Raw genomic sequence first — 23,203 nt, 5'->3', positions numbered from 1 at the left:
GTGCGGGGGCGGACCGGGGTGGTGCGGGTCGCCGGGGGCTGAGTGGGGCGCAGAGGTGAACCGGGGCAGCGCTGGTCGCCGAGGGCTGATTGGGGTGCGGGGGCGGACCGGGGTGGCGCTGGTCGCCGAGGGCTGAGTGGGGCGCAGAGGTGAACGGGGGCAGCGCTGGTCGCCGAGGGCTGATTGGGGTGCGGGGGCGGACCGGGCCGGACGGAGGAAGGACGGTGCCGGGCGTCCCCTCCCGGCACCGTCCGGGGCCGTGCGCCGCTCAAGGCACGGCCCGTTCCGGGGCGGCTGCCGCTCAGGCGGTGCCCGAGCGTGCCTCCTGCGGCTCGGTCGGCTCGGTCGGCTCCGCCACTTGCTCTGACTCCCGCAACTCCCCGGACTCATCGGTCGTGCCGGACCCGGACTCATCGGTCGTACCGGACCCGGTCTCCTGCGACTGTGCCGCCCGGCGGCCCGGCAGGACCGCGAGGACGATCAGCGTGCCGGCGGCCATGATGATCCCGCCGATCAGGCTGGTCTGGGCGACGCTGTGGGCGAAGGCCTCGTGGACGGCGTCGACCAGGGCCTGGGCCTGCTGGGCCCCGCCGGCCGGGTTCTTCGCGACCTCCTGGGCCACCGCCAGTCCGGCGCCCACCGAGTCCTTGGCCGTGTCCAGCGCCGCCGCCGGCAGGTGCCCGCCGACCAGGTCGGTCAGCTCGTCCCGGTAGGCCGTGCCGAGCAGGGAGCCCAGCAGCGCGATGCCGAGGGAGCCGCCCAGCTCCATGGAGGTGTCGTTGGCGCCGCCGCCGACGCCCAGTTCGGACTCGGGGAAGGAGCCCATGACGGTGTCGGTGGCGGGGGAGACGCTCAGGCCGATCGCGAACCCCAGCATCATCATCGGGGCCAGGAAGTCCGTGTACACCGAGCCCTTGTCGATCTGCGTCAGCAGCAGGACACCGGCGGTGCCGACGGCCATGCCGGTCACCACCATCGCCTTCACGCCGAGCTTCGGGGTCAGCCTGCCGGTGACGGCGGCGCCGAGGAACACCGCGCCCGCCAGCGGCAGCAGCCGTACGCCGGTCTCCAGCGCGTCGTAGCCCAGGATGAACTGGAGGTACTGGGTGGAGTAGTAGATCGCGCCGAAGGTGCCGAAGAAGAAGAACAGCACCGCGATCATCGAGCCGGTGAAGGGGCGCAGCAGGAACTTGCGCACGTCCAGCATCGGGTTCGGGTGCCGCAGCTCCCAGGCCACGAAGGCGACGAGACCGACCCCGGCGACGACGGCCGCGGCGATCGCGCCGGTGCCCCAGCCGAAGTGCGGGCCCTCGATGGTCGCGTAGACCAGGGAGCCGATCGAGACGATCGACAGCAGGCCGCCGACGTAGTCGATCCGGCCCATGCCCTCAGCCCTCGACGGCGGGACCAGGACCAGCGCGCCGACGACGGCGACGATCGCGATCGGCACGTTGATCAGGAAGGTCGAGCCCCAGGCGTGGTCCTCCAGCAGCCAGCCGGCGACCAGCGGGCCGACCGCGATGGCGAGGCCGGACGTGGCGCTCCAGGCGGTGATGGCCTTGGCGCGCTCGGCCCGCGGGAACGTCGCGACCAGCAGGGACAGGGTGGCCGGCATGACGACGGCGGCGCCGACGCCCATGACCGCGCGGGCGGTGATGACCAGGGCGGTCTCGTCGACGAGGCTGCCCATCACAGCACCGCCCGCGAAGACCAGCAGGCCGGTGACGAGCGCGCCGCGGCGGCTGTACTTGTCGCCGATCGCGCCCAGGACGAGCATCAGCGCGGCGTAGGGGACGGTGTAGCCGTCGATGACCCACTGGAGGTCGCTGCTGCTCAGGTCCAGATCGCGGGTCATGTCGGGCGCGGCCACGATCAGCGACGTGTTCGCCATGACGACGATCAGCAGGCTCAGGCACAGCACGAGCAGCGCCCACCAGCGCCGGGTGTACGGCCCGGTCATCTTCTCGACGGGTGTGTTGGCAAGGAAGGGCACGGGGACTCCCAGGGGGCTGCGAGTTAATTGCACATCGATGAGCAGACTAGTTTCTTGCTCGTCAATGTGCAAATATCTCGGCCAGCCCCCTTGAACCCCCCTTCGCACCGAGGTGTCGCCGTGAGCAGCCCGACCGACCGGCCACCCGCACTACAGCGCCGCAGGACGCGTGCCACGCGCGCCCGCATCCTGGACGCGGCCCTGCGGGAACTGGGCCGCAACCCCGACAGCAGCCTCGGCGACATCGCCGCGGCCGCCGGCGTCGCGCGGCGCACCCTGTACACCCACTTCGCGGGGCGCGCGGCACTGGTGAAGGGCCTCGCCGAGGAGGCGGTGCGGGCGGTACGGCAGGCGGTGGCCGACGCGGGCGCACTCGGCCCCGGCACCGGCTCAGGCCCCGCGAGTGCCCTGGCCCGCTTCGTCCTAACCCTCTGGCCGGTCGGTGAGGCCTATCGCACGCTGATCGGCCTCGCCCGCCAGGACCTGGGCCCCGGCCAGGTGAGCGAACTCCTCGCCCCGGCCCGCGAGACCGTCGCCGGCATCCTCGCCGAGGGTCAGCGCCGGGGCGTCTTCCACACCGTCGTCCCGCCCGGCCCCCTCAGCGTCGCCATCGAGGCCCATCTGCTCGCGCTCCTCGGCACCGTCAACGCCGGGATCTGGGACCGACGACGGTTCGGGCGCCGCCACCTCCGCGCTGATCGCCGCCGGGCTCGACAGCTCCGCCGCCGCCGCAACGGTGCGCCGCCTGCACGACCCCGGCCGCCTCCCGGCGCCCACACGGCCTCACTGACACCACTGACCACGTCCCCGCCGACACCACTGACCACGGCCCCACCGACACCACTGACCACGGCCCCACCGACACCACTGACCACGGCCCCACCGACACCACTGACCACGGCCCCACCGACACCACGACCAGAGGACCGACCCACCGAGGAGGGCACCCCATGCGCCGCATCCAGCACGGACACGACGACTACGCATACGACCATGACCACGCTCACGCCCAGGAACGCGGATACGAGTACGGGTACGAGTACGAGTACGATTCCGCGCGCGAAGAGCCCGCCGAGCCGTACGTCCCCGGGCCCCGCCCCGGTCGCCGGCGACGATCACTCGCCCTGGTGACCGCCGCCCTCATCGCGCTGGCCCTCGTCCCCGTCGCTGTCGACCGTGCCGTCGCCGCGCGCATCGAGTCCCGTACGGCGAAGGCGTTCCAGCAGGGCATGGGCACGCCCGAGCCGCCGGAGGTCGAGGTGCGCGGCTTCCCGGTCGTGACGCAGGCCGCCTCCGGCACCCTGCGCCATGTCGACGTCACCGCCCACGACATACCGGCTCGCGGCAGCACCGGCCCGCTGCCGGTGTCCGAACTCTCCCTCCGGCTCGACGGGTTGACGAAGTCCGACGACGACAGCGAGGCCCGGGCCCGCAGCGCGCGGGCGAGCGCCTTCCTGTCGTACCCGGCCCTGTCCGACGCACTCGGCCTGGAGATCTCGCAGGGCGACCGCCCGGGTCGGGTGAGCGCGGTCGTCCTCCTGCCGCTGGGGCAGGAGGCCACAGTGACCACGACCGTCTCGGCCCTCTCCGGAAACCGCATCGCCTTCAAGGACTTCGCGGTCACGGCCGGTTCGCTGCCCGCCGCCGGGAGCGCGATCCTCGACAAGATCTTCGAGCGGCCGATCCGGTTGCGGAACATCCCCGACGGCCTGCACCTGCGCTCGGTCACCACCACACCCGACGGCCTCGACGCCGAATTCACCGGCCGCTCGGTCACCTTCCGGCCCCAGGAGACGTGAGCGGCCCGACCGCTCGGCGTTCCACTCAGTCGACTTCACCCCCGCCCTCAGGCACCGACTGGCCCTGTACCACCTGTACCTGGGCCTGCTCCTCGTCGTGGAGTGCGGCCCGCGCGGCTACGGCCCCGACCATCTCGCCTACTGCCGCCGCACCCTCGACGACAACCTCGCCGGGGCCCGGGCGCTGGGGTAGCCGTCGGCCGGGGGTGGGGCGCCGCGCGGGTCGAGGGCGCGCTCGCGTCCACGGGGCCCGGGCGCTGGGGTAGCCGCCGGCCGGGGGTGGGGCGCCGCGCGGGTCGAGGGCGCGCTCGTGTCCACGGGGTACGGGCGCTGGGGTAGCCGTCGGCCGGGGGTGGGGCGCCGCGCGGGGCGAGGGCGCGCTCGTGTCCACGGGGTACGGGCGCTGGGGTAGCCGTCGGCCGGGGGTGGGGCGCCGCGCGGGTCGAGGGCGCGCTCGCGTCCACGGGGTACGGGCGCTGGGGTGGGCACCGTGCGTCGAGTGCCCGTTGACCCCCACGGGGTACGGGCGCTGGGGTGGCCGCCGACCGGGGGGCGCCGCGCGTGGCGTGGGGGCGCTTACCTCCTCGGAGTACCCTGCGGCGAGAGCCGTCGGCGGGGCGTCCGCCTCCGCTCGCAAGGCCCGCAATGCCCGGAAGGACCCGACGCTGAACACCCCGCTCGCGGAGACCCTGTCCGTGGCCATGCTCGTGCTCGTGCTGGTCTGCGCCGTCGTCCGGCCCTTCAACTGGCCCGAGGCAGTGGTCGCCGTACCGGCCGCCGCGCTCGTGGTGGCCACCGGGGCGATCTCGGTGGGCGACGCGCTGGACGAGGCCGAACGGCTCGGGCCGGTGATCGGCTTCCTCGCCGCCGTACTCGTCCTCGCCCAACTCTGTGACGACGAGGGACTGTTCCAGGCGTGCGGGGCCTGGATGGCGCGGACGGCGGCGGGCCGGCCGCGACGGCTGCTGGCGCAGGTGTTCCTGGCCGCGTCGGCGATCACGGCCGTACTGAGCCTGGACGCCACGGTCGTGCTGCTCACCCCGGTCGTGTTCGCCACCGCGGCCCGGATCGGGGCCCGCCCCAAACCGCACGTCTACGCCTGCACCCATCTGTCGAACACGGCCTCCCTGCTCCTGCCGGTGTCCAATCTGACGAATCTGCTGGCGTTCGCCGCCAGCGGGCTGAGCTTCACCCGGTTCGCCGCGCTGATGGCGCTGCCGTGGGTGGCCGCCATCGCCGTCGAGTACGTGGTCTTCCGGCGCTTCTTCGCCACCGACCTGGACGCCGGCGCGCAGGCCCCGTCGACCGGCGACGCCCCCGAACTGCCGCTGTTCGCCCTGCTCACGGTGGCGGGCACGCTGGCCGGGTTCGTGCTGACCTCGGCCCTCGGCGTCGACCCGGCCTGGGCGGCCCTGGCCGGCGCGACGGTGCTCGCCGTGCGGGCGCTGCTACGCCGCCGTACGACGCCGAAGGCGCTGGTGAGTTCCGCGTCCGTGCCGTTCCTGGCCTTCGTGCTGGCGCTCGGAATCGTGGTCCGCGCGGTCGTGGACAACGGGCTCGACACGGCCCTCGGGCGGCTGATCCCCGACGGCACCGGGCTCGCGGCGCTGTTCGGGATCGCCGCGCTGGCCGCCGTACTGGCCAACGTCATCAACAACCTGCCGGCCGTCCTGGTGCTGCTGCCGCTGGCCTCCGGCTCCGGCCCCGGCGCCGTCCTCGCCGTGCTGCTCGGCGTGAACATCGGCCCCAACCTGACCTACGCCGGATCGCTGGCGACCCTGCTGTGGCGGCGTATCGTCCACGCCCATGACGCGGAGGTGGAGCTGCGGGAGTTCACGCGGCTCGGCCTGTACGCGGTACCCGCGAGCCTGTGCGCCGCGGTGCTCGCACTGTGGGCCTCGTTGACCGTGATCGGAGGAGGCTGATCCCATGGCCGTGTTCGTCTGGATCGTCGAGGGCACCTGGCCCGCCTGCGTGGACGCCGCGCGTGCGCACGCCCCCGAGGATGCCGAGATCGTCCTGCTGCACGTCACCGGGCACGATGTCGCGGACGCCGCGCACGGCGCGTTCGCCGGGCTGCTCGGCCGCGGCCACCCGGAGCGCGACCCCGGCACGCGCGTCGAAAGCCTCGCCGCGGCCTCCGCCGAGAGCCTCCTGCAAGCGGCCGCCGAGCGCCTCGGCCGGCCCTGCACCCGCACCGAGCGCACCGGCCGTGTCGAGCGCGAGGTCGTCGCCGCGACGGACGGCGCCGATCTGCTGGTCCTGGCCCGCGACGGCGACCGCGCCCGCCTCGGCCCGCACAGCCTCGGCCCGGCGAGCCGGTTCGTCGTCGACCACGCCCCCTGCCCGCTGCTGCTGGTCTGGCCCGAGCCCGCTCCCGACCTGACGACCATGCCGCCCCCGCCGCCGCATCACCGGTGAGGATGCGCGAGGAAGAGGCGGCAGGAGTGCGGGCGTTGCGTGTCAGCCCGACTGCGACGGGGTCTGCTTCATCTCGTCGACGACGGCCCGCTGCATGATCGCGCTGGTGTAGGTGACCGTGCCGGGTGTGATCAGGGCGTCCGTGCCGGTGCCCTTGCGGACCTGGACGGTGCGCTCGCCGAGGAAGACGTTCGTCTTCCGGTCGAAGATCCACTCCTCGCGCTGCCCGCTGGTCTCGTCGAGCCGGGCCACCGCGATCCCGTGCCGTCCGGCGGCGTCCACCGCGTCGTCGACCACGACGACACCGGGGATCTTCGCGGCGGCCTTGAACAGCGCCGGGTAAAGCTCCGCCGGCGGGTAGCTCTCGCCGAGCAGGTCGCCGATGGTGGTGAACGCCTGCTGGTCGGGGGTGTTGCCCATCCCCTCGGTCTCCTTGTAGATCTTGGCGAGCAGTTGGTCCGGGTCGGTGGTGAGCCGGGCGAGGTAGTCGTACGAGGGTGCGTTGAGCGTCGCCTTCGGGGTGTTGCCCTGCTCGTCGGGCAGGCTCAGGGTCTCGCCCTCGGGGCCGTCGTTGACCGAGGGGTCGATCAGCCAGCCCTCGGTGCCGTCGGGCGACTCCCACACCTGACGGGTGTGCAGCGCGTGACTGGCGAGGCTGGACTTGTCGCCGACGGTCTTCACGAAGCTGTCGGCGGTCTTGGACTCGACGTAGATGAACTGCCCCGGCTTGACGTCCGGGTGGGACGTGTCGGCCGCCGCCAGCGAGATCCGGTCGAGGAGCTGGGGCATGCCCTTGGTGGTCGCCTCGCCGATCCGCGTGGTCAGCGCCGGTCCGGTGGCGACGCCGCTCTCGCGGACCCCGCCACCGCCGGTCTGCCACACCCCGGCGACGACCGCGGCCGCCACGGCGACCGCCGTCAGGGGCAGCGTGATCGCCGGTCGCGGGAGGCGCAGGCGGCGCTTGTGCTCGGGCGCCGGCGTCTCGGTGCGCTCGTCGCGCCGCATGTCGTGGATCTGGGCCATCAGACGCTCCTTGTGGAACTCGTGGCGGCCCGACGGCAGGTCACGCGCCGTTTCCGAGAGCAGCTCGGAGGTGCTCTGGTCCCAGTCGGCCGGGTGTGGCCGGGGCGTGTTCGCGTTCATCGGTTTCCCTCCTGTGCGGGCCGGATCACGCTCGTGTGATCACCTCTTGTCTGTCGGGCGGGCCGGCCGGCTTCCCGATTTCCGCGAACTTTTTCGTACGGCGTCCTGACCGAGGGGCGGGCGGCCGAGGCGTCCTCGGCGCTCGCGCGCAGCTTCTTGCGGGCCCGGGACAGCCGGGAGGCCACCGTGCCGGCCGGGATTCCCAACGCCTGCGCGGCGGCCTCGTAGTCCAGGCCCTCGCCCAGGCAGAGCGTGACGACCTCGCGTTCGGCTCTGCGCAGCTTGGCGAGCGCGGACAGGGCCAGCGTCAGCCGGTGCCGGTCGTCGACCCGGTCGGCGACCTCGTCGGCGTGGTCGGGCACCGACAGCTCGGCAGCGGCGGCGGCGTTGGCGGCGGCCCGGTAACGGCGGTTGCTGCGGTACTGGTTGCGGGCCGTGTTGGTGGCGATGCCCAGCAGCCACGGCCGCAGCGAGCCGCCTTCGGGGTCCACCTTGCCGCGCAGCCGCCAGGCCTCCAGGAAGGTCGCGGCCATCACGTCCTCGGCCACGGACCAGTCGGCGGTCAGCCGGAAGGCGTGGTTGTAGACCGCGCGGGCGTAGCTGTCGAAGAGCTCCGCGAACGCGCTCGATTCCCCGGCCCGTACCCGGGTTCGCATATGAGTGCTCACTTCAATGAGCTGTCCGGCACGGCGTACTTGCTTCCCGTGAGCTGCGCCACATGCCGGGAATCTATCCCGGCCGATCGATCCGGAGTTCCGGGGCCGGGGTCTCGGACCCGGCGCACAGCGCCGTCAGACCAAGCCGGTCCTTCCGACGGCGCCGTCAATACGGGCCGCGTCCACGCCACTTGCGTCAGTGCCCGGCGCCGCTGACTCCCGCCCCAGGGCCCCATCCTGGTCAGGTCGGGCCTGGGGATACGCGGGATCCACAGGAACGGCCGGGCACCCTGACAGATGTCAGGTACCCGGGGTCGTCCCCGCGCCCTTCACTGAGGTCAGCACATGCAAACCGCAACCTCTCAGGGGCACGAATGATCCGCAGTAGGAAGATGTTCGCCGCAGGTCTGGCCACCACCGTCTCGGCGGTGGCCCTGTCCGTCGGCGCCATGGCCGCCCCGGCGTCGGCCGCGGGCTCGGTCGACTGCCGTGGCGCGGTCCACGGTGTCGACACGGACCGGGGCATCGCTAGCTGCACGAACAACAGCGACCGCACCATCCGGTTCCGCGCCGAGGTCGTCTGCGGCCGGGCCCCCGACGTCTCCGGCGACTGGGTGACCCTGAACCCGGGCCAGTACGGCCAGTCCTCCGCCACCTGTGCCTGGTACAGCACGGGTGTCGGCAGCGTCGGCTGGACCATCGCGTAACACCCGGTCGAACGGGGGAAGGGGCGGCGGCCGGATGCTCTCAGGAGTCCGGTGCTCTCAGGAGTCCGGTGCTGACAGGAGTCCGGACGCTCTCAGGAGTACGGCCGCCGCCCCTCGGGCCAGCCCGTGAGGGGACCGGCCCCGCTCGTCTGCTTCATCGCGGACGTCGGCTGACGCGGCCCCACCGCAGTCCGTCAGAGGCCGAACTCCTGGGCGGGCAGCCCCAGTGCCTGGCATGCCTCGCGCAGGACCTGCTCCTCGGCCGGTGCGATGTATCCGTCCGCACCCGCAACCACGAAACCGGTCTGCACGACCGCCCGGGCCTCCGTGGGCTTCTTCGCGGCCTTGGCGATCTCCTGAAGGGCCTCGGCCTTGCCCTGCTGGAAGTTGAACGACATCTGGTCGACGTGCTTGTTGAACCGCTGGCGGAGCTGCTCGGACGGGAAGTTCTGAAGGACGTCGTTGTTGAGGATCAGCGACTCCACGTGCTGGCGCTCGGCGGGGTCGACATTCCCGTCCGCGGCGGCGACCAGAGCGCACATCGCCATGCTGGCGTCCCGGTAGGCACCGCTCTTCAGCTCCGTCTTGAGCGAGGTGAGCTGGGACTTCAGCGCGCCGACGAGCTGCGCCTTGGATCCCCCGCCCGATCGCCCGCGGCCACCGGACCCCGCCCCGGGTTGCCCGTGTCCACCGGCCCCCCGCGCGCCCTGGGCCTGCTGCTGCAACCCCTTGGCCTGGTCCTTGATCCGATCCCACATCGCCATCCGTGCCACCTCGGCTTCAGCCCGGTCGTTCCGGTAGTCCTCGTGCGCTTCGTGTGCCATCCAGCCAACGTCCGCCCCGCCCCAGGAGTTCCACGGCTTCCCGAGGCGGTTCAGCCGTAGAGGGCCACCCTCGGGGCCACCGTGCCCTTCGCCCGTGGGTCGACGACGGTGAGCCGGTAGACCTGCGTGAGGGTCTCGCCCGGGTGCAGGGTGCGCCGGGCGGCCGGCAGGTCGGTGAAGAGCGTGCCGGCCTGGGAGCGGACCGGCACGGGCACCCAGCCGCCGTGTGCGGTGCGTCGTTCCACCCTGATGTCCGCCGGGTCGAGGAAGGGGCCCGCGTCCGGCGACAGCACCAGGAGCTGCGGGGCGACGGTCCGGTCCGCCTTTGCGTCGTTGCGGTGGGTGAGGGTGACCTCGTGCCGCCGGCCATCGGCCCGGAGGGGACCGGTGGGCAGGTCGACGAAGCCGGTGGGCGCCGGGGCGGCCGTGCGGGCCTGCTCCCGCGGGGCCGCGACGGCCGGGGTCGCGACGGCCGGGGTCGCCATGGCCGGGCCCGCCATGGCCAGGGCGGACAGCGTCACCACGAGGGCGACGGCAGCGAGCCTGAGACGACTGTTGTGCAACGACACGTTCGCGGATCCTTCGCATTCGCTCGGGTGAACCAGCCCGGCCGGCAAGGCTGTCGACCGCGAGCCTCTTCAAGGTTACGCAGGGAACCTTGGGCGCCGGGCGCCGCCCGTCGAAGGAAACCTGTTCGAGTGCGAACGCGAAGGCGGCTGCCGGACGGCCGCCCTCTCCAGGGGGCGGGTCTACGATCCCGGCGCGCGGAAGGCGACCTGCCGGCGGGACGCCTCGTCGATCTCGTCGACGGTGAGCAGGGGCGTGGCCCGGGTGTGGAGGGCGCCGCTGGCCTTGACGGTGAGGCTGACGGCGGCCATGGAGACCGGGTCGGGGAAGTCGACGATGATGACGAGGTCGTCCTGCCCGAACGCGAAGTACATGGCTTCGACCTTGCCGCCGAGGCTGCTGACGACCTGGTCGACGGCAGCGCGGCGGCCGCTCGCGCCCTCCTTGAGCAGCCCCTTGGTGCCCTCGGACGTGTAGCTCGCCTGGATGAGGAACTTCGGCATCGGGACGCTCCCTGCCCGTCGCTGGTCCGGTATGCGCAAGGGCCTTCCCGCTGCCGGCCCGGCCGCCACCCGCCGCACGGCAGGTTCACCCGTTGGCAGCCGGTCAGACAGCCGTGGCGTTGATCGTGACCGGGATGTTCCCGCGCGTGGCCTTGGAGTAGGGGCAGATCTGGTGGGCCGCCGCGCCCAGTTGCGTGGCGGTCTCCCGGTCCACGCCGCCGAGTTCGACGTTCAGTACGGCGGCCAGGCCGAACTCGCCGTCGTCGCCGTGGTGAAGGGTGACCTCGGCGGTGATGGCGGTGCTCGACAGCCGCACCTTGCGCTCGGCGGCGGCGCGGCGCACGGCGCCCAGGAAACAGGCCGCCCAGCCCGCCGCGAAGAGCTGCTCCGGATTGGTGGCGTTGCCGGCGCCGCCGAACTCCTTCGGTATGGCCAGCGTGGTCTCGAGAATCCCGTCCTCGGAACGGACACGGCCCCCGTTGCGGCCCTCTCCGTCGACGTTCACCACGGCTGTGTAGCTGACGGCCATGACTGATCTCCCTCTCGTGATGCTGTGAGTCGGTTTCGTGCGTCACCGGTTCAGGTGGTGACTGGATGTTGGCAGTCTCTTCGTTACTAGTCAAGACGGTGATGATAGGGGGAGCTCTGAGGCTGAATAGCGCTGCCCTGGTGCACGGCTGACGAGATCTCCAAGTCTCGTCACCTGCTTGACTGGTGACGAGTCCGCGTGTGAAAGTCAGTCATCGCACCAGCCGGTACACGCACCCCATGGAGGGATCCGCATGATCAGCAGGCGTGTCTTCAGCAAGGCACTCGGGTTCGGTTCCGGCGCGGTCGCCGTTTCGCTGACCGGGCTGGGAAGTGCGCGGGCCGCCTCCGACGGCGCTCCCGGCGGGCACACCGGCTTCCCCCGGCTGAAGCAGATCCGCGCCGGTCTGCTGGACGTCGGCTATGCCGAGTCGGGCCCCGCCCACGGTCCCGCCGTCATCTGTCTGCACGGGTGGCCGTACGACATCCACAGCTATGTGGACGTGGCCCCGCTGCTGGCCGACCGGGGGTATCGGGTGATCGTCCCGTATCTGCGCGGCCACGGCACGACGCGGTTCCGCTCCGGCCGGACGTTCCGCAACGCCCAGCAGTCGGCCATCGCCCTCGACGTCATCGCCCTGATGGACGCCCTGAAGATCGAGAAGGCCGTACTGGCCGGCTTCGACTGGGGCTCGCGCACCGCCGACATCGTGGCCGCGCTGTGGCCCGAACGCTGCAAGGCGCTGGTGTCGGTGAGCGGGTACCTCGTCACCAACCGGGAGGCGAACCTGAAGCCGCTGGCGCCGAAGGCCGAGTACGCCTGGTGGTACCAGTACTACTTCGCCACCGAGCGCGGCCGGCTCGCCATGCAGGACAAGGACCTGCGCCGCGACCTGACCCGGCTCGTCTGGGACACCGTCTCCCCGACGTGGGACTTCGACGACGCCACCTTCGAGCGCACCGCCGCGGCCTTCGACAACCCCGACTACGCGGCGATCGTCATCCACAACTACCGCTGGCGGCTGAGCCTCGCCGACGGCGAGCGCCGCTACGACGCACTGGAGAAGCGGCTCGCCGCCCGGCCGGTCATCGGGGTGCCCACGATCACCCTCGACGCCGAGCGCGACCCCTTCACCGCCCCGGGCGACGGAGCCTCGTACCGGGACCGGTTCACCGGCGCGTACGAGCACCGCACCCTCGCGGGCATCGGCCACAACGTGCCCCAGGAGGCGCCCGCCGCCTTCGCTCAAGCCGTCATCGACGCGGATCACCTGCTGGGCAAGTGATTCCGGAACAGGGAGGGAGTCAGATCATGGAGAACCCGAACGGCACGGACAACGCATCGGCGGCACGCCGGGCGCGGTTCGGCGCGCTGCCCGAGCGGATCCGCTACGAGGACATGGTCGAGGAGAAGGAGGCCACGCCGGACGACCCGGCGCGGTACACGCACGACCCGGAAGGGTCCTGGAGGTTCTACTCCTGCCTCGCCGTCGATCTGGGCCTGTGAGCGGCAGTGGTTGCCCGAGAGGATGGTCACCGGTCAGAATGGTGATGTGAACCTCGACCATGTCTTCGTATGCGGCAACCCGGCACTCGACTTCGCCGCGACGCTCAGAGCGCGCCGTACGGTGCGTTTCGAGATGTTCGTGACGCCGGAAAGGCTGAACGCATGGTACGTGGAGTCGGGCCTCGTCGACGCGGTCTCCCCGGGCCGGGAGGCCGATGTGGAGCAGGCGACGACCGTACGGGAAGCCGTCTACCGGCTGATCACCGCCCGCCGGCTGGGTGAGGAGTACGACGGTGCCGCGCTGACCGTCGTGAACAACGCGGCCCGCACGCCGCCCGCGGTTCCCCAGCTCACCCCTTCCGGGCGATGGACGCAGGCGACGCCGGAGGAGGCCCTGTCGATGGTGGCGCGGCACGCCGTCGAGCTCCTGAGCGGCCCGGACGTGCCCCTGCTCAAGGAGTGCGGCAACCCGGAGTGCACCCGCACCTACATCGACCGCTCGCGCGGCATGCGCCGGCAGTGGTGCGGGATGGAGTCCTGCGGCAACAAGATCAAGGCGGCGGCGTACCGCGCCCGCAAGAAGACCGTGACGGCACCCTGACCCGAGGCCGGGCGACTCCCGGTCGCCTACTGGCACCCCGTCGCCGCACTCGCCCTCAACTGTGCGATGGCGTTGTCCAGCGCCGCCTTGAGGTGGGTCGAGTCGCCGGTGGACATCATGATCGTCACGCCTCCCTGGATGCCCGCGAGCAACGCCCCGGCCGTGCGGTCCACGTCGAGGGCCGGTGACACCAGGCCCTTCGCCCGCAGCGCGCGGATGCCGTCCGCGAGCTGCCGCTGCCACTGCCGCATCAGCTCCGTCACGATCGCCCGCGCACCCGGGCGGGAGCGTCCGACCTGGAGGAAGAGCGAGCCCAACGGGCAGTGGTCGCCCTGGAGTTCGTAGCGCTCCACGACCACGTCCCGCCATCGCTGCCAGGACTCCCACGAGTCGAGCTGTCCGAGGTGCGGCTGCTGGTCGTGAAGGACGCGGTCCGCCTCGAACCGGGCGACGGCCAGCAGCAGTTGGTCCTTGCCGTCGGGGAAGTAGTGGAAGAGCTGGCTCTTGCTCGTGCCGGTGCGGTCGCGGATGTCGTCGAGCGTGGTGAAGGCGACCCCCTGCTCGCGCAGCACCTCGGCCGCCCCCTCGACGAGACGGGCGCGTGTGGCCCGGCCCTTCGCGGTCAGCGCGTCCGTCATCCGGCCCTCCTCGGTCACGTCCGTCATCCGGCCACCTCCTCTTTCTGGACTTGCCGGTCCATTTTCCACGACGCACTGTTGGTCCGCACGTACACCGCCAGGCAAGGGAGAGCTCGCCATGAGTGAACGACTGCGGAACAAGACGGCCCTGGTCACGGGGTCGACCAGCAACATCGGGCAGGCGATCGCCGAGGCGTTCGCCGCCGAGGGCGCCCATGTCGTCGTGTCCGGCCGCAACGAGCTGCGGGGCGCGCGGGTCGTCGAGGGGATCCGGGCCTCCGGCGGCCGGGCCGACTTCGTCGCGGCGGACCTCGACGGCAGCGCGGCGGCCTCCCGGGAGCTGGCCGAGCGGGCCCGCGCGGTCCTGGGCGGACGCATCGACGTCCTGGTCAACAACGCGGGCGTCTACCCGGCCCCGGGCACCACCGCCACCGACGAGGACACCTTCGACCGGGTCTACGGCGTGAACGTCAAGGCGCCCTTCTTCCTCACCGCCGCCGTCGTCCCGGCCATGACGGAGGCGGGCGGCGGGGTGATCATCAACCTCGGCTCGTGGATCGCGCGTCTGGGCGTGCCGCTGGGTGCGCTGTACAGCTCGACCAAGGGGGCCATGGAGACGCTCACCCGGGCCTGGGCCGCGGAGTTCGGCCCGCTCGGCGTGCGCGTGAACGCCATCTCGCCGGGCGTGATCCTGCCCCCGGCCCCCGAGGGCAGCGACCCCCACCCGGGCGAGGTCATGATGAAGGGCACCCCGGCCGGCGGCGTCGGCACCCCGGCCGCCGTCGCGCACGCCGCGGTCTGGCTGGCCGGCGACGAGTCGGCCTTCGTGCACGGGACCGTGGTGGATGTGGACGGGGGCAGGACCGGGGTCGCCGTCATCGCGGCGTAGCGCGAGGACCGTGGCGTGGCCGGTGTGCCGGCGATGTGGACGAGACGCGGGAATCATGTGTCATGACTGCGTCGGACCACTGCTACGATCCGGCCATCTCCGATGGCACTGACGTGCGGTGACGACGTGTCGGCCGGTCTCCGTGGCCATCCGTCGGTCGGGTCTCCGTCACGGTCGCGTGCCGTCCTCCTTGGATCCTGTGGAGGAACCGAGTGGGCAGACCTGCCCTCATACGTCGCGGTGTCGCCGCCGCCACATCTCTGACGCTGGCCATGGGCCTCGGACCGCTGGCCCTCCAGGCCCACGCGGACACCGCCGCGTCGGAGGTGGTCATCCCCGCCGAGACGTCCCGGCTGCCGCGCACCGCGCTGTTCAGCGCGGGCCCGTCGGGGTTCCTGCGTTACGAACCCGGACGCGGCCATCTGTGGACCACCTACGCGGGCACGGACACCGTGGTGGACTCCTCGGCCGGCGAGGTCTGGGGCATGCCCGAGTTCGGCGCCGGTTCGGACGTCGTCGCCCGGTACGACAGCGGCAGCCGGACCGTGACGCTGCGGGACATGGCGGACGCGGGGGCGGTCACGACGATCGCCGTGCCCGACGGCCACACCTATCGCGGGACGCTCGGCCGGACCGTGGTGACCACCTCGTCGTCGGGCGGGTGGAGCTGGCATCTGCTCGACCTCCAGGACGACGGCACGGTGCGCGACCGCACGGTGACGGGCGTACCGGAGGGCATCAGCTCGGTCAGCGACGGCGACTCACCCGTGGGCGACGCGCACGGCATGGTGGTCCAGCACTGGTTCGGCAGTACGCGCAGGAGCGCCTGGCTCGACGCCGAGGCCGGCCGGATGACCGAGCTGCCGTACAACCCGACCGTCACCACCACCGGACGTGTCGTTCTCACCGCCACCCACCTGGTGTCCTGGGACGGCACCGGCACCGTCTCCGTCTACTCCCGGGACGACCTGACCACCCCGGTGCGCACCGTGCCGCTGGAGAACGACTACGCGACCCACCTGCTGGGCATGGTCGGCGACACCCTCCTGGTCTCCCGTTACGACGCCCAACTCGGTGAGAAGGACGGCGGTCTGCCGGTGTGGCGGGTCGACGCGCTCGCCACCGACGGCTCGACCAAGGGGACGGTGCTGGCCCGTTCGGAGAGTCTGTCCCTGGCCGTGCCGACGCCCGACGGCGGGCTGCTCGTGCCCGGCAGCGGCGCCGACGTCGCCGAATGGGGAGTGCAGCTCATCCGGGCGGGCGCCGACGGCAAGCCGGTGGCCCGGCGGGTCGCCGCCGCCGAGGTGCCGCCCGTGGCCGATCCGGTGCCGACGCTCACCCTGCGGGGCGGCCGGCTGACCGTGCTGCAACGGGACCTGGAGCAGGGCCGTACGTATCTGAACAGCCGGCCGGTCGACGTGAGCGGATCCACCGTCACCGTCGGCGCACGCACGAACCACGGCATCACGACCAACCCCGCCGGCACCGACCCGTCGCTCGTGAACAGCGGCGACGGCCGCACGGTGCTCTGGAACACGTGGAGTTCGGGCGGCGACCCCGTGCCGCGGGTCGTGCAGCCGACCGGACAGGTGCCCGGCACTCCCGTCGACGCCCAGCACAACTACGTCCGCGTGTGGGACGCCAAGGGCCGCCACGTCGCGATGGCCACCGAGTACACCGACGAGGCCGGCTCCCAGACGAGGGTGGTCGACCTCGACACCGGCCGCACCGTGCTCAACTCGCCCCAGCACGGCAGCGCGCTGTGGGGCACCACCCTGTGGGTGCGCGACGGCAACGACAGCGCCGTGCCGGTCGATGTCCGCACCGGCGAGCGGGGCGAGCCGGTGTGGTTCGGCGCCGGGTGTCTGCTGGAGGACCTCCAGGCCGTCGGGCGCCGGCTGCTGTGGTCGTGCGTGGGCTCGAAGGAGGCGCAGGGCGTCTACGACACCGTCAAGCGGACCACGTTGACGCTCACCGAGGGCGCCTGGGACACCGCCAGGCTCGGCGACGGATTCGTCGTCACCGCCGGCGACGGCGGCCTGAAGGTGACCGACGTACGCACCGGCACGCCCGTCACGCACACCGTGCCGGCCGAGCGCTCCTGGCAGGCGTGGGACGTGGACCCGTACACCGGTCTGATCGCCTACGTCGACGCCAGGAACAACACCCACCTGGTGTCCAGTGGCGTCCCCGTCCCGGCGATGACCCAGCTCGACTCGTCCGTCGCCGCCACGGCGGACGTCAAGGGCGGCGCCACGTCGTGGAACCCCAGGTGGTGGCTGTCCAAGCCGGCCGCCTCCTGGAAGCTCGTGATCAAGCGCAAGGCCACCGGCGCGACCGTGCGCACCCTCACCGGCGGCACGGCCCGCGGCGTGATCGCGACCTCGTGGAACGGCAAGGACACGGCCGCAAAGCTCGTCGCCAACGGCGCGTACACCTGGACGCTGACCGCCGCGCCGGCCGACGGACAGGGCACGGCACTGACGAGGACCGGCACCCTCGGCCTCACCGGCGCCACCCCGGTGCGGCGGGACTTCGTCACCGCGGACGGCTTCGGCGAGGTGCTGACGCTGAACGGCTCGGGCCAGCTCACATACCAGTACGGCACCGGCACCGGCACCTTCACCGGCAAGCGCACGGGCTCCGGCTGGGCGACGACGGTGAAGGCGGTGCCCTTCGGCGACCTGAGCGGCGACCGCTGCAACGACGTGCTCGTCCGCTTCTCCAACGGCACGCTGCGCGCCTACCGGCCCGCCTGCGGCGCGGCGCTCACCCCGTCGACCGGGTACACCTCGCTGGGCACGGGCTTCGACCAGTACGACGTACTGACCTCGCCCGGGGACATCAGCGGCGACGGCCGGGCCGACCTGATCGCCCGCAAGTCGTCGACCGGGGACGTCTACCTCCTCAAGGCGACGAGCACGGGCAAGCTCGCGGCCCGGGTGAAGATCGCGTCCGCGTGGACGGGCTACAAGAAGATCGTGGGCGCCGGCGACCTCAACGGCGACGGCCACGGCGACCTGCTCGCGCAGGACCGGTCGAACGAGCTCTGGCGCTACGACGGCACCGGGACCGGCACGTTCAAGAGCCGGGTGAAGGTCTTCGACGACTGGGGCTCGACGTACGACACCGTCCTGGGCGCCGGCGACCTCACCGGCGACGGCAAGGCCGACCTCGTCTCCCGCGACACCTCCGGCGCGATGTGGCGCAACAACGGCGACGGCAAGGGCTCCTTCGGCGCCCGTACGAGAATCACCACCGGCTGGCAGGGCTACAAGGGCCTGTTCTGAGCGGACCGCGAAGGTGGCACTGCCAGTGACAGTCCTGGCAGTGCTGCCGTCAAGGAGGATCTGGCTGGCCCGGGCCGCGCCCCCGAGGCTGGGGGCATGACCACAGCAGATACCACCACGAGCGCGCCCCCCGCGCAGTCAACCCCCGTCCGGATGACCGGACGCCAGGTCGCCGCCCTGGTGGTGCTCCTGGCCTCGCAGTTCATGATGGCCGCCGACTTCTCCGTGCTGAACGTCGCGCTGCCCGAGGTGGGCACCGCCCTCGGGTTCTCCACCGGCAGCCTCCAGTGGATCACCACGACGTTCGCCCTGTGCGCCGCCGGCTGCACCCTGGTCCTCGGACGTGTCGGCGACTACGTGGGGCGCCGGCGCATCTTCACCGTCGGCATGGCCGTCCTCGCGGTCTCCTCCCTCGTCGGCGGTATCGCGGACTCGCCCACGATGCTGCTGATCGCCCGCACCCTCCAGGGCCTGGCCACGGCCGCCGTCACCCCGGCCGCGCTGGCCCTGCTCACCACCGCCTTCACCGAGCCGGCCCTGCGTACCCGCGCACTCGGCCTGAACAGCGTGATGATGAGCTCCGGCTTCAGCGTCGGCGCCATCCTCGGCGGCTTCCTCACGGACGTGTTCTCCTGGCGCTGGGCGTTCTTCATCAACATCCCCGTGGCCATCGCGGCGATCCTCGTCGTGCCGCTGGTCGTCGACGAGAGCCGCGCCGCGCAGCGCACCCGGATCGACCTGCCCGGCGCCCTGCTCATCACCCTCGGCCTGTTCTCCGGGATCTACGGCGTCACCCGCGTCGGCGAGGAGGGCCTCGACCTCGTCGCCGGTGGCTGCCTGATCGCCTCCGCCGTCCTGCTGGGCGTGTTCTGGGCGGTGGAGAGCCGCACCGCCGACGCCCTGGTGCCGGTGCGGGTGCTGAAGAAGCCCGACATCGCGTTCGGCAACCTGGCCGCCCTGTTCATCTTCGGCGGCGAGACCGCGCTCATCTTCTTCACCGGCCTGTACGTCCAGGACGTGCTCGGCCTGTCGTCCCTCGTCGCCGGTCTGGTGCTGCTCGGCATCGGCGTGGGCCAGATCATCGCCGGCACCGTCGGCCCGCGCATCCTCCAGCGCGTCCAGCCGCGCACCCTGCTCGGCGTCTCCCTGTTCCTGCAGGGCGCGTTCATGCTGCCCGCGCTGTGGGCGACCTCCGACTCCCGCTGGCTGATCCCGCTGATCGCCACCCAGTTCGTCAACGCCTTCTTCTCCATGACGGCGGCACTGTCCTTCATGGTCATCGCCACCTCCTCCGTCGACTCCGACATGCAGGGCATGGCGACCGGCATGGCCACCCAGAGCCAGCAGATCGGCATCGCCATCGGCATCCCGCTGATCAGCGCGGTGTTCGCGGGCGTCATCGGGAACGGCACGGTGACCGCCGCCGAGGAACTGAACGGCATCCACACCGCGATCGGCGTCGCCGGCGGCTGCCAGGTCGTGATCGGCCTGCTGCTGTGGGTGGCGCTGCGCCGCAGGACGGCCCTGTCGGGCTGAGGCCCGGGCAGTGGCCCGCGGCCGGGAAGACGGTTCCTCCCCCGTCCCGTCTTCCCGGCCGCAGTGGCATCGGTCACGCCGTTCCGGGCGGCATTGCCGATCCCGTAGCGCACTTCATAATCGAAAGGGTGGAGCACATCGTGAACACGGATCTCGGCAGCTACCTGCGACAGATGCGCGAACGTGTCCGGCCCGAGCAGATGGGGCTGCGCTCCAGCGGCTCGCGGCGGGTTCCGGGGCTGCGGCGCGAGGAGGTGGCCGCGCTCGCGGGGGTCAGCCAGACCTACTACACGCGGCTGGAGCAGTCGCAGACCGCGCACGCCTCGCCGCAGGTCCTGCTCTCCATCGCCCGCGCCCTGCAACTGGGCCCCGACGAGCGGGACTACCTGCTCAAGATCGGTACGCCGGTACAGAACCCGCACGAGCCGGCGCCGCGCGGCGACCAGGTGAGCCCGTACACACGGATGCTGGTGGAATCGCTCGGGAACGTGGCGGCGGCCGTGCTCAACTACCGCTGCGACATCCTGAGCTGGAACGACCTCTACCACCGGCTGTTCGCGCCGCACCTCGACTTCGAGGCCCCCGAACAGGCCGAGCAGCGGCCGAACATCATCAAGATGAACTTCCTCGACGACGACGTCCGCTCGCTGTACGCGGACTGGGCGACCGAGTCGGAGTCGAACGTGACGTATCTGCGGTTCATCTCCGGAAGCCACCGGCACGACCCGCTGCTGGCCGAGCTGATCGGTGAACTGACCATCCAGAGCGAGGAGTTCGCCGCGCTGTGGTGCCGCCAGCGGGTGTCCAACTGCATCGAGGGCACCAAGCTCTTCGACCATCCGGTCGTCGGCGAGCTGGAGTTGATGTACCAGTCCGCGGATCTTCAGGACGGCAACATCCTGAAGTTCTACCACGCGGAACCGGACTCCCCGCACGAGGCGGCGCTCCAGCTCCTGACGGTGGACCTGAACTCGGTACACCCCCGCTGACCTGCGGATACGACGGCACCCCGGCCCTTTCGGACCGGGGTGCCGTCGGCTGAGGGGACGTCACGTCCGGCGCAGCGCCGTGACCCCCCAGGTGAAGCCCGATCCGGCCGTCGCGACGATCACCAGGTCGCCGGGCCCGACGCGGTCCTCCTGCTCCAGCTCCTCCAGCGCCTGGAACGGATCGGCACCGCCCAGGTGGCCGTCGCGCTCGTACTGGAAGACGCTGCGGGAGGCGTCCACACCGAGCGCGGCCAGGTACTTGCGGTGGGTGTCCTGGTTGCCGTGGGTGACGAGGAAGTACGCCACATCGGCCACCTCGGCGCCGATTCCGGCGAGGACCTTGTGCGTCAGGGTGGTGAAGTTGTCCAGGAAGGCCTCGCCGAGGCCGTCCAGCTTCTCGCCCCGCTCGACCTTGACCTCGCCGTTCTTGATCTCGCCGTAGTAGGAGTCCACCCACTGCGGGTCGGTGTGGTGCGCCCCGCCCAGCACCTCGTACCGGGTGGTCGCGGCCTGCGCGGTCAGCAGCACGGCCGCCGCACCGTCCGCGAAGTTGAACAGCTCGATGTAGCCCGTGCCGTACTCGACGAGCTCGCTGAGCCGGTCCGCGATGACCACCAGGGCGTACCTGTGCGTACCCGCCCGCACCTGGTCATCGGCCAACTGCACGGCCACCATGCCGGCGTTGCAGAAGTTCGAGACCTCGTAGCAGTGGGCCTGCGTGATCCCCAGCTCGCCGGCGATCTTCGCCGCGGGCGACCAGAACGGCGTACCCCATTCACTGGAGCCCGCGTAGAGGACGAGTCCGATCTCGTCCAGCGGCACCGGGCTGCGCTGCAGCAGCCGGGCCGCGGCGTCCCGGCCCAGGCCCCAGGCGGTCTCGCCCTCGGCCAGGACCGAGAACTTCCCCGACGGCAGGACCTGAGCGAGCTTCTGCGGGCCGTGGCCCGACTCCCGGCTCACCTCGTCGACGCTGCGTTTGCCGCTGGGCATCGCCAGGGCGTAGTCGGCTATTCCCATGGTTTCTCCACCTGCCTGTCAGACGTATTCCACGACGGCGTGCGGCACATAGGGCGCCTGAAGCCGGGCCACTTCGGTGTCGTCCAGCTCCAGTTCCAGCGCGGCCACCGCGTCCTGGAGGTGATGCGGCCTCGTCGCGCCGACGACGGGCGCGGTGACGGCCGGCTGCCGCAGCAGCCAGGCCAGCGCGATCCGTGCCATGGGCACGCCCCGCTCGGCGGCGATCTCGGCGACCACCGCGGCGACCGCGCGGTCGGCCCGCTCGGTGGGCCCGTAGAACCGCTCCTGGATCGGGTCGCCCGCCGTGCGCGCCGACTCCGTGTCCCAGGGGCGGGCCAGCAGGCCGCGGGCCAGCGGGCTCCACGGGGTGACGCCGACGCCCTCGGCGAGGCAGTACGGCAGCATCTCCCGCTCTTCCTCGCGGTTGATGAGGTTGTAGTGGTTCTGCATGCTCACGAACCGTGTCCACCCGTGCAGGTCGGCGACGTACTGCGCCTTGACGAACTGCCAGGTGTGCATGGACGAGGCGCCGATGTAGCGGACCTTCCCGGCGCGCACCACGTCGTGCAGCGCCTGCATCGTCTCCTCGACCGGTGTCTCGTGGTCCCACCGGTGGACGATGTAGAGGTCGATGTAGTCGGTGTCCAGCCGGCGCAGGCTGGCGTCGAGTTCGCGCATGATCGCCGAGCGGGACAAGCCGCCCGACAGCGGGTTCGCGTCGAGCTTCTCGTACACCTTGGTCGCGACGACGACGTCCTCACGGCGGGTCAGCTTCCGCAGCGCCCGGCCGAGGAACTCCTCGCTGGTGCCGAGGGAGTAGATGTTCGCGGTGTCGAAGAAGTTGATGCCGAGGTCGAGGGCCTGCGCGAGGAACGGCAGGCTCTCGTCCTCGGGCAGCGACCAGGGGTGGGTGCCCAGGCCCGGCTCGCCGTAGCTCATACAACCCAGCGCGAGGCGGGACACCTTCAGGCCGGACGAGCCCAGTCGCACATACTGCACGTCGCTGCCTCAGCCCTTGACCTCGTCCTGGACCTCGGTCAGCCGGCCCCATGAGGCGATGCCCTCGTCGAGCGGGATGTCCAGGCTGGCCAGGTACATGGCGGTCATGGCGCTGTGGCCGGCGAGGTGCGTGACCTCGGCGATCTCGTTCTGCGAGTAGTGCTTGCGCAGCTCCGAGTACGCCTCCTCGCTCGCCTTGTGGTCGACCATGCAGTCGGTGACATAGCGGACCAGCGCGGCACGGCCGGCGGGCAGTTCGTCGTACAGGGCGTCCTCGATCGCCTTGATCTCGGTGTCGTCCAGACCGGCCTTGCGCGCCAGCGGGTAGTGCAGCAGGCGCTCGAACTCGCTGTCGCGCAGCTTGGCCACCCGCAGCACGATCACCTCGCGGTCCAGCAGGCTCAGCAGGCCGACCGTGAAGGTGGCGCCGAGCGCGAGGTGGGCGGCGGCGGAGTTCTTGGTCAGCAGCAGCGCACGGGTCAGGTTCGACTCGAACTTCTCGTAGACCGCGCGCTGTTCGGGCGTCATGTCGGCGACTTCGGTGAGGGTGACGCGGGGGGACATGGGGAGCTCCTTGTGACGGAAGGGGTTGGGAC

Annotated in this window: 23 protein-coding genes; 12 read left to right on the top strand and 11 right to left on the bottom strand. The window is 71.7% G+C overall.

All coding sequences use genetic code 11. The features are described 5' to 3' along the window. Nucleotides 1-301: 301 nt before the first annotated feature. Complete coding sequence (locus ACZ69Q_RS16840; RefSeq protein ID WP_471042125.1) at nt 302-1,993, bottom strand: MFS transporter; 1,692 nt, start codon at nt 1,991-1,993, stop codon at nt 302-304. 120 nt (nt 1,994-2,113) lie between these two features. Here ACZ69Q_RS16840 and ACZ69Q_RS16835 point away from each other — a divergent pair, with 120 nt between their 5' ends. The 4 genes from ACZ69Q_RS16835 to ACZ69Q_RS16820 all read left to right on the top strand — a co-directional run bounded on the left by ACZ69Q_RS16835 (nt 2,114) and on the right by ACZ69Q_RS16820 (nt 6,213). Further along, entirely contained in the window at nt 2,114-3,124 is a 1,011-nt protein-coding gene (locus tag ACZ69Q_RS16835; RefSeq protein WP_471042124.1) for a TetR/AcrR family transcriptional regulator, read from the top strand. Then, entirely contained in the window at nt 3,121-3,792 is a 672-nt protein-coding gene (locus ACZ69Q_RS16830; RefSeq protein WP_471042122.1) for an LmeA family phospholipid-binding protein, read from the top strand. Before ACZ69Q_RS16835 ends, ACZ69Q_RS16830 begins: the two co-directional genes overlap by 4 nt. A gap of 665 nt (nt 3,793-4,457) precedes the next feature. Beyond that, on the top strand, nt 4,458-5,717 hold the full coding sequence (locus tag ACZ69Q_RS16825; protein WP_471042639.1) for an SLC13 family permease: 1,260 nt from the start codon (nt 4,458-4,460) through the stop codon (nt 5,715-5,717). Nucleotides 5,718-5,721: 4 nt separating this feature from the next. After that, a complete protein-coding gene (locus tag ACZ69Q_RS16820) occupies nt 5,722-6,213 on the top strand; it encodes a universal stress protein (RefSeq protein WP_471042121.1) in 492 nt (163 codons plus the stop codon). Nucleotides 6,214-6,255: 42 nt separating this feature from the next. Here ACZ69Q_RS16820 and ACZ69Q_RS16815 read toward each other — a convergent pair whose 3' ends face one another. Both ACZ69Q_RS16815 and ACZ69Q_RS16810 read right to left on the bottom strand, forming a co-directional pair. Then, the gene (locus ACZ69Q_RS16815) at nt 6,256-7,356 is read right to left on the bottom strand and encodes a CU044_5270 family protein (RefSeq protein WP_471042120.1); all 1,101 of its coding nucleotides are present in this window, start codon (nt 7,354-7,356) and stop codon (nt 6,256-6,258) included. Then, a complete protein-coding gene (locus tag ACZ69Q_RS16810) occupies nt 7,353-8,012 on the bottom strand; it encodes an RNA polymerase sigma factor (protein ID WP_471042118.1) in 660 nt (219 codons plus the stop codon). Before ACZ69Q_RS16810 ends, ACZ69Q_RS16815 begins: the two co-directional genes overlap by 4 nt. A 374-nt stretch (nt 8,013-8,386) precedes the next feature. Here ACZ69Q_RS16810 and ACZ69Q_RS16805 point away from each other — a divergent pair, with 374 nt between their 5' ends. Further along, a complete protein-coding gene (locus ACZ69Q_RS16805) occupies nt 8,387-8,719 on the top strand; it encodes a hypothetical protein (protein WP_471042116.1) in 333 nt (110 codons plus the stop codon). Between the two features lie 194 nt (nt 8,720-8,913). Here the strand turns inward: ACZ69Q_RS16805 and ACZ69Q_RS16800 are convergent, their stop codons facing one another. From ACZ69Q_RS16800 to ACZ69Q_RS16785, 4 genes are all read right to left on the bottom strand, one after another. Continuing rightward, entirely contained in the window at nt 8,914-9,483 is a 570-nt protein-coding gene (locus ACZ69Q_RS16800) for a tellurite resistance TerB family protein (RefSeq protein WP_471042636.1), read from the bottom strand. Nucleotides 9,484-9,593: 110 nt separating this feature from the next. Continuing rightward, nucleotides 9,594-10,112: a signal peptide protein gene (locus ACZ69Q_RS16795; protein WP_471042114.1), complete on the bottom strand. Its 519-nt coding sequence runs from the start codon at nt 10,110-10,112 to the stop codon at nt 9,594-9,596. Between the two features lie 180 nt (nt 10,113-10,292). Continuing rightward, nucleotides 10,293-10,613 (bottom strand): GYD domain-containing protein, encoded by a 321-nt coding sequence (locus ACZ69Q_RS16790; protein ID WP_471042113.1) that lies wholly within the window; start codon nt 10,611-10,613, stop codon nt 10,293-10,295. Nucleotides 10,614-10,716: 103 nt separating this feature from the next. Beyond that, on the bottom strand, nt 10,717-11,142 hold the full coding sequence (locus ACZ69Q_RS16785; protein WP_471042111.1) for an organic hydroperoxide resistance protein: 426 nt from the start codon (nt 11,140-11,142) through the stop codon (nt 10,717-10,719). A 253-nt stretch (nt 11,143-11,395) separates the two neighbouring features. Between ACZ69Q_RS16785 and ACZ69Q_RS16780 the strand changes: the two genes are divergently transcribed. Genes ACZ69Q_RS16780 through ACZ69Q_RS16770 form a run of 3 tightly spaced genes read left to right on the top strand, consistent with a single transcriptional unit; the run spans nt 11,396 to nt 13,249 of the window. After that, nucleotides 11,396-12,427, top strand: a complete 1,032-nt coding sequence (locus ACZ69Q_RS16780) for an alpha/beta fold hydrolase (RefSeq protein WP_471042110.1) — start codon at nt 11,396-11,398, stop codon at nt 12,425-12,427. A 26-nt stretch (nt 12,428-12,453) separates the two neighbouring features. Then, complete coding sequence (locus ACZ69Q_RS16775) at nt 12,454-12,648, top strand: hypothetical protein (RefSeq protein WP_471042108.1); 195 nt, start codon at nt 12,454-12,456, stop codon at nt 12,646-12,648. A 46-nt stretch (nt 12,649-12,694) separates the two neighbouring features. Further along, nucleotides 12,695-13,249 (top strand): CGNR zinc finger domain-containing protein, encoded by a 555-nt coding sequence (locus ACZ69Q_RS16770; RefSeq protein WP_471042106.1) that lies wholly within the window; start codon nt 12,695-12,697, stop codon nt 13,247-13,249. Nucleotides 13,250-13,275: 26 nt separating this feature from the next. Here the strand turns inward: ACZ69Q_RS16770 and ACZ69Q_RS16765 are convergent, their stop codons facing one another. After that, entirely contained in the window at nt 13,276-13,887 is a 612-nt protein-coding gene (locus ACZ69Q_RS16765; RefSeq protein WP_471042634.1) for a TetR/AcrR family transcriptional regulator, read from the bottom strand. Between the two features lie 118 nt (nt 13,888-14,005). Between ACZ69Q_RS16765 and ACZ69Q_RS16760 the strand changes: the two genes are divergently transcribed. The 4 genes from ACZ69Q_RS16760 (at nt 14,006) to ACZ69Q_RS16745 (ending at nt 20,591) form a co-directional block, all read left to right on the top strand. After that, nucleotides 14,006-14,776 carry an SDR family NAD(P)-dependent oxidoreductase gene (locus ACZ69Q_RS16760; RefSeq protein ID WP_471042105.1) on the top strand — a complete coding sequence of 257 codons (771 nt, stop codon included), beginning with the start codon at nt 14,006-14,008 and terminating at the stop codon, nt 14,774-14,776. Nucleotides 14,777-14,988: 212 nt separating this feature from the next. Further along, nucleotides 14,989-18,066: an FG-GAP-like repeat-containing protein gene (locus tag ACZ69Q_RS16755; RefSeq protein WP_471042104.1), complete on the top strand. Its 3,078-nt coding sequence runs from the start codon at nt 14,989-14,991 to the stop codon at nt 18,064-18,066. Nucleotides 18,067-18,162: 96 nt separating this feature from the next. Beyond that, nucleotides 18,163-19,602 carry an MFS transporter gene (locus tag ACZ69Q_RS16750; protein WP_471042103.1) on the top strand — a complete coding sequence of 480 codons (1,440 nt, stop codon included), beginning with the start codon at nt 18,163-18,165 and terminating at the stop codon, nt 19,600-19,602. A gap of 140 nt (nt 19,603-19,742) precedes the next feature. Then, the gene (locus tag ACZ69Q_RS16745) at nt 19,743-20,591 is read left to right on the top strand and encodes a helix-turn-helix transcriptional regulator (RefSeq protein ID WP_471042101.1); all 849 of its coding nucleotides are present in this window, start codon (nt 19,743-19,745) and stop codon (nt 20,589-20,591) included. A 60-nt stretch (nt 20,592-20,651) separates the two neighbouring features. Here ACZ69Q_RS16745 and ACZ69Q_RS16740 read toward each other — a convergent pair whose 3' ends face one another. Genes ACZ69Q_RS16740 through ACZ69Q_RS16730 form a run of 3 tightly spaced genes read right to left on the bottom strand, consistent with a single transcriptional unit; the run spans nt 20,652 to nt 23,171 of the window. Next, the gene (locus ACZ69Q_RS16740; RefSeq protein WP_471042100.1) at nt 20,652-21,608 is read right to left on the bottom strand and encodes a 3-oxoacyl-ACP synthase III family protein; all 957 of its coding nucleotides are present in this window, start codon (nt 21,606-21,608) and stop codon (nt 20,652-20,654) included. 18 nt (nt 21,609-21,626) lie between these two features. After that, nucleotides 21,627-22,607, bottom strand: a complete 981-nt coding sequence (locus tag ACZ69Q_RS16735) for an aldo/keto reductase (protein ID WP_471042098.1) — start codon at nt 22,605-22,607, stop codon at nt 21,627-21,629. 9 nt (nt 22,608-22,616) lie between these two features. Further along, a complete protein-coding gene (locus ACZ69Q_RS16730) occupies nt 22,617-23,171 on the bottom strand; it encodes a carboxymuconolactone decarboxylase family protein (protein WP_471042097.1) in 555 nt (184 codons plus the stop codon). Nucleotides 23,172-23,203: the final 32 nt, after the last annotated feature.

Source organism: Streptomyces sp. NPDC036764 (assembly GCF_055609385.1).
The sequence above is the reverse complement of the archived record's forward strand: the minus strand, read 5'-3'. Positions and strand labels throughout refer to the sequence as shown.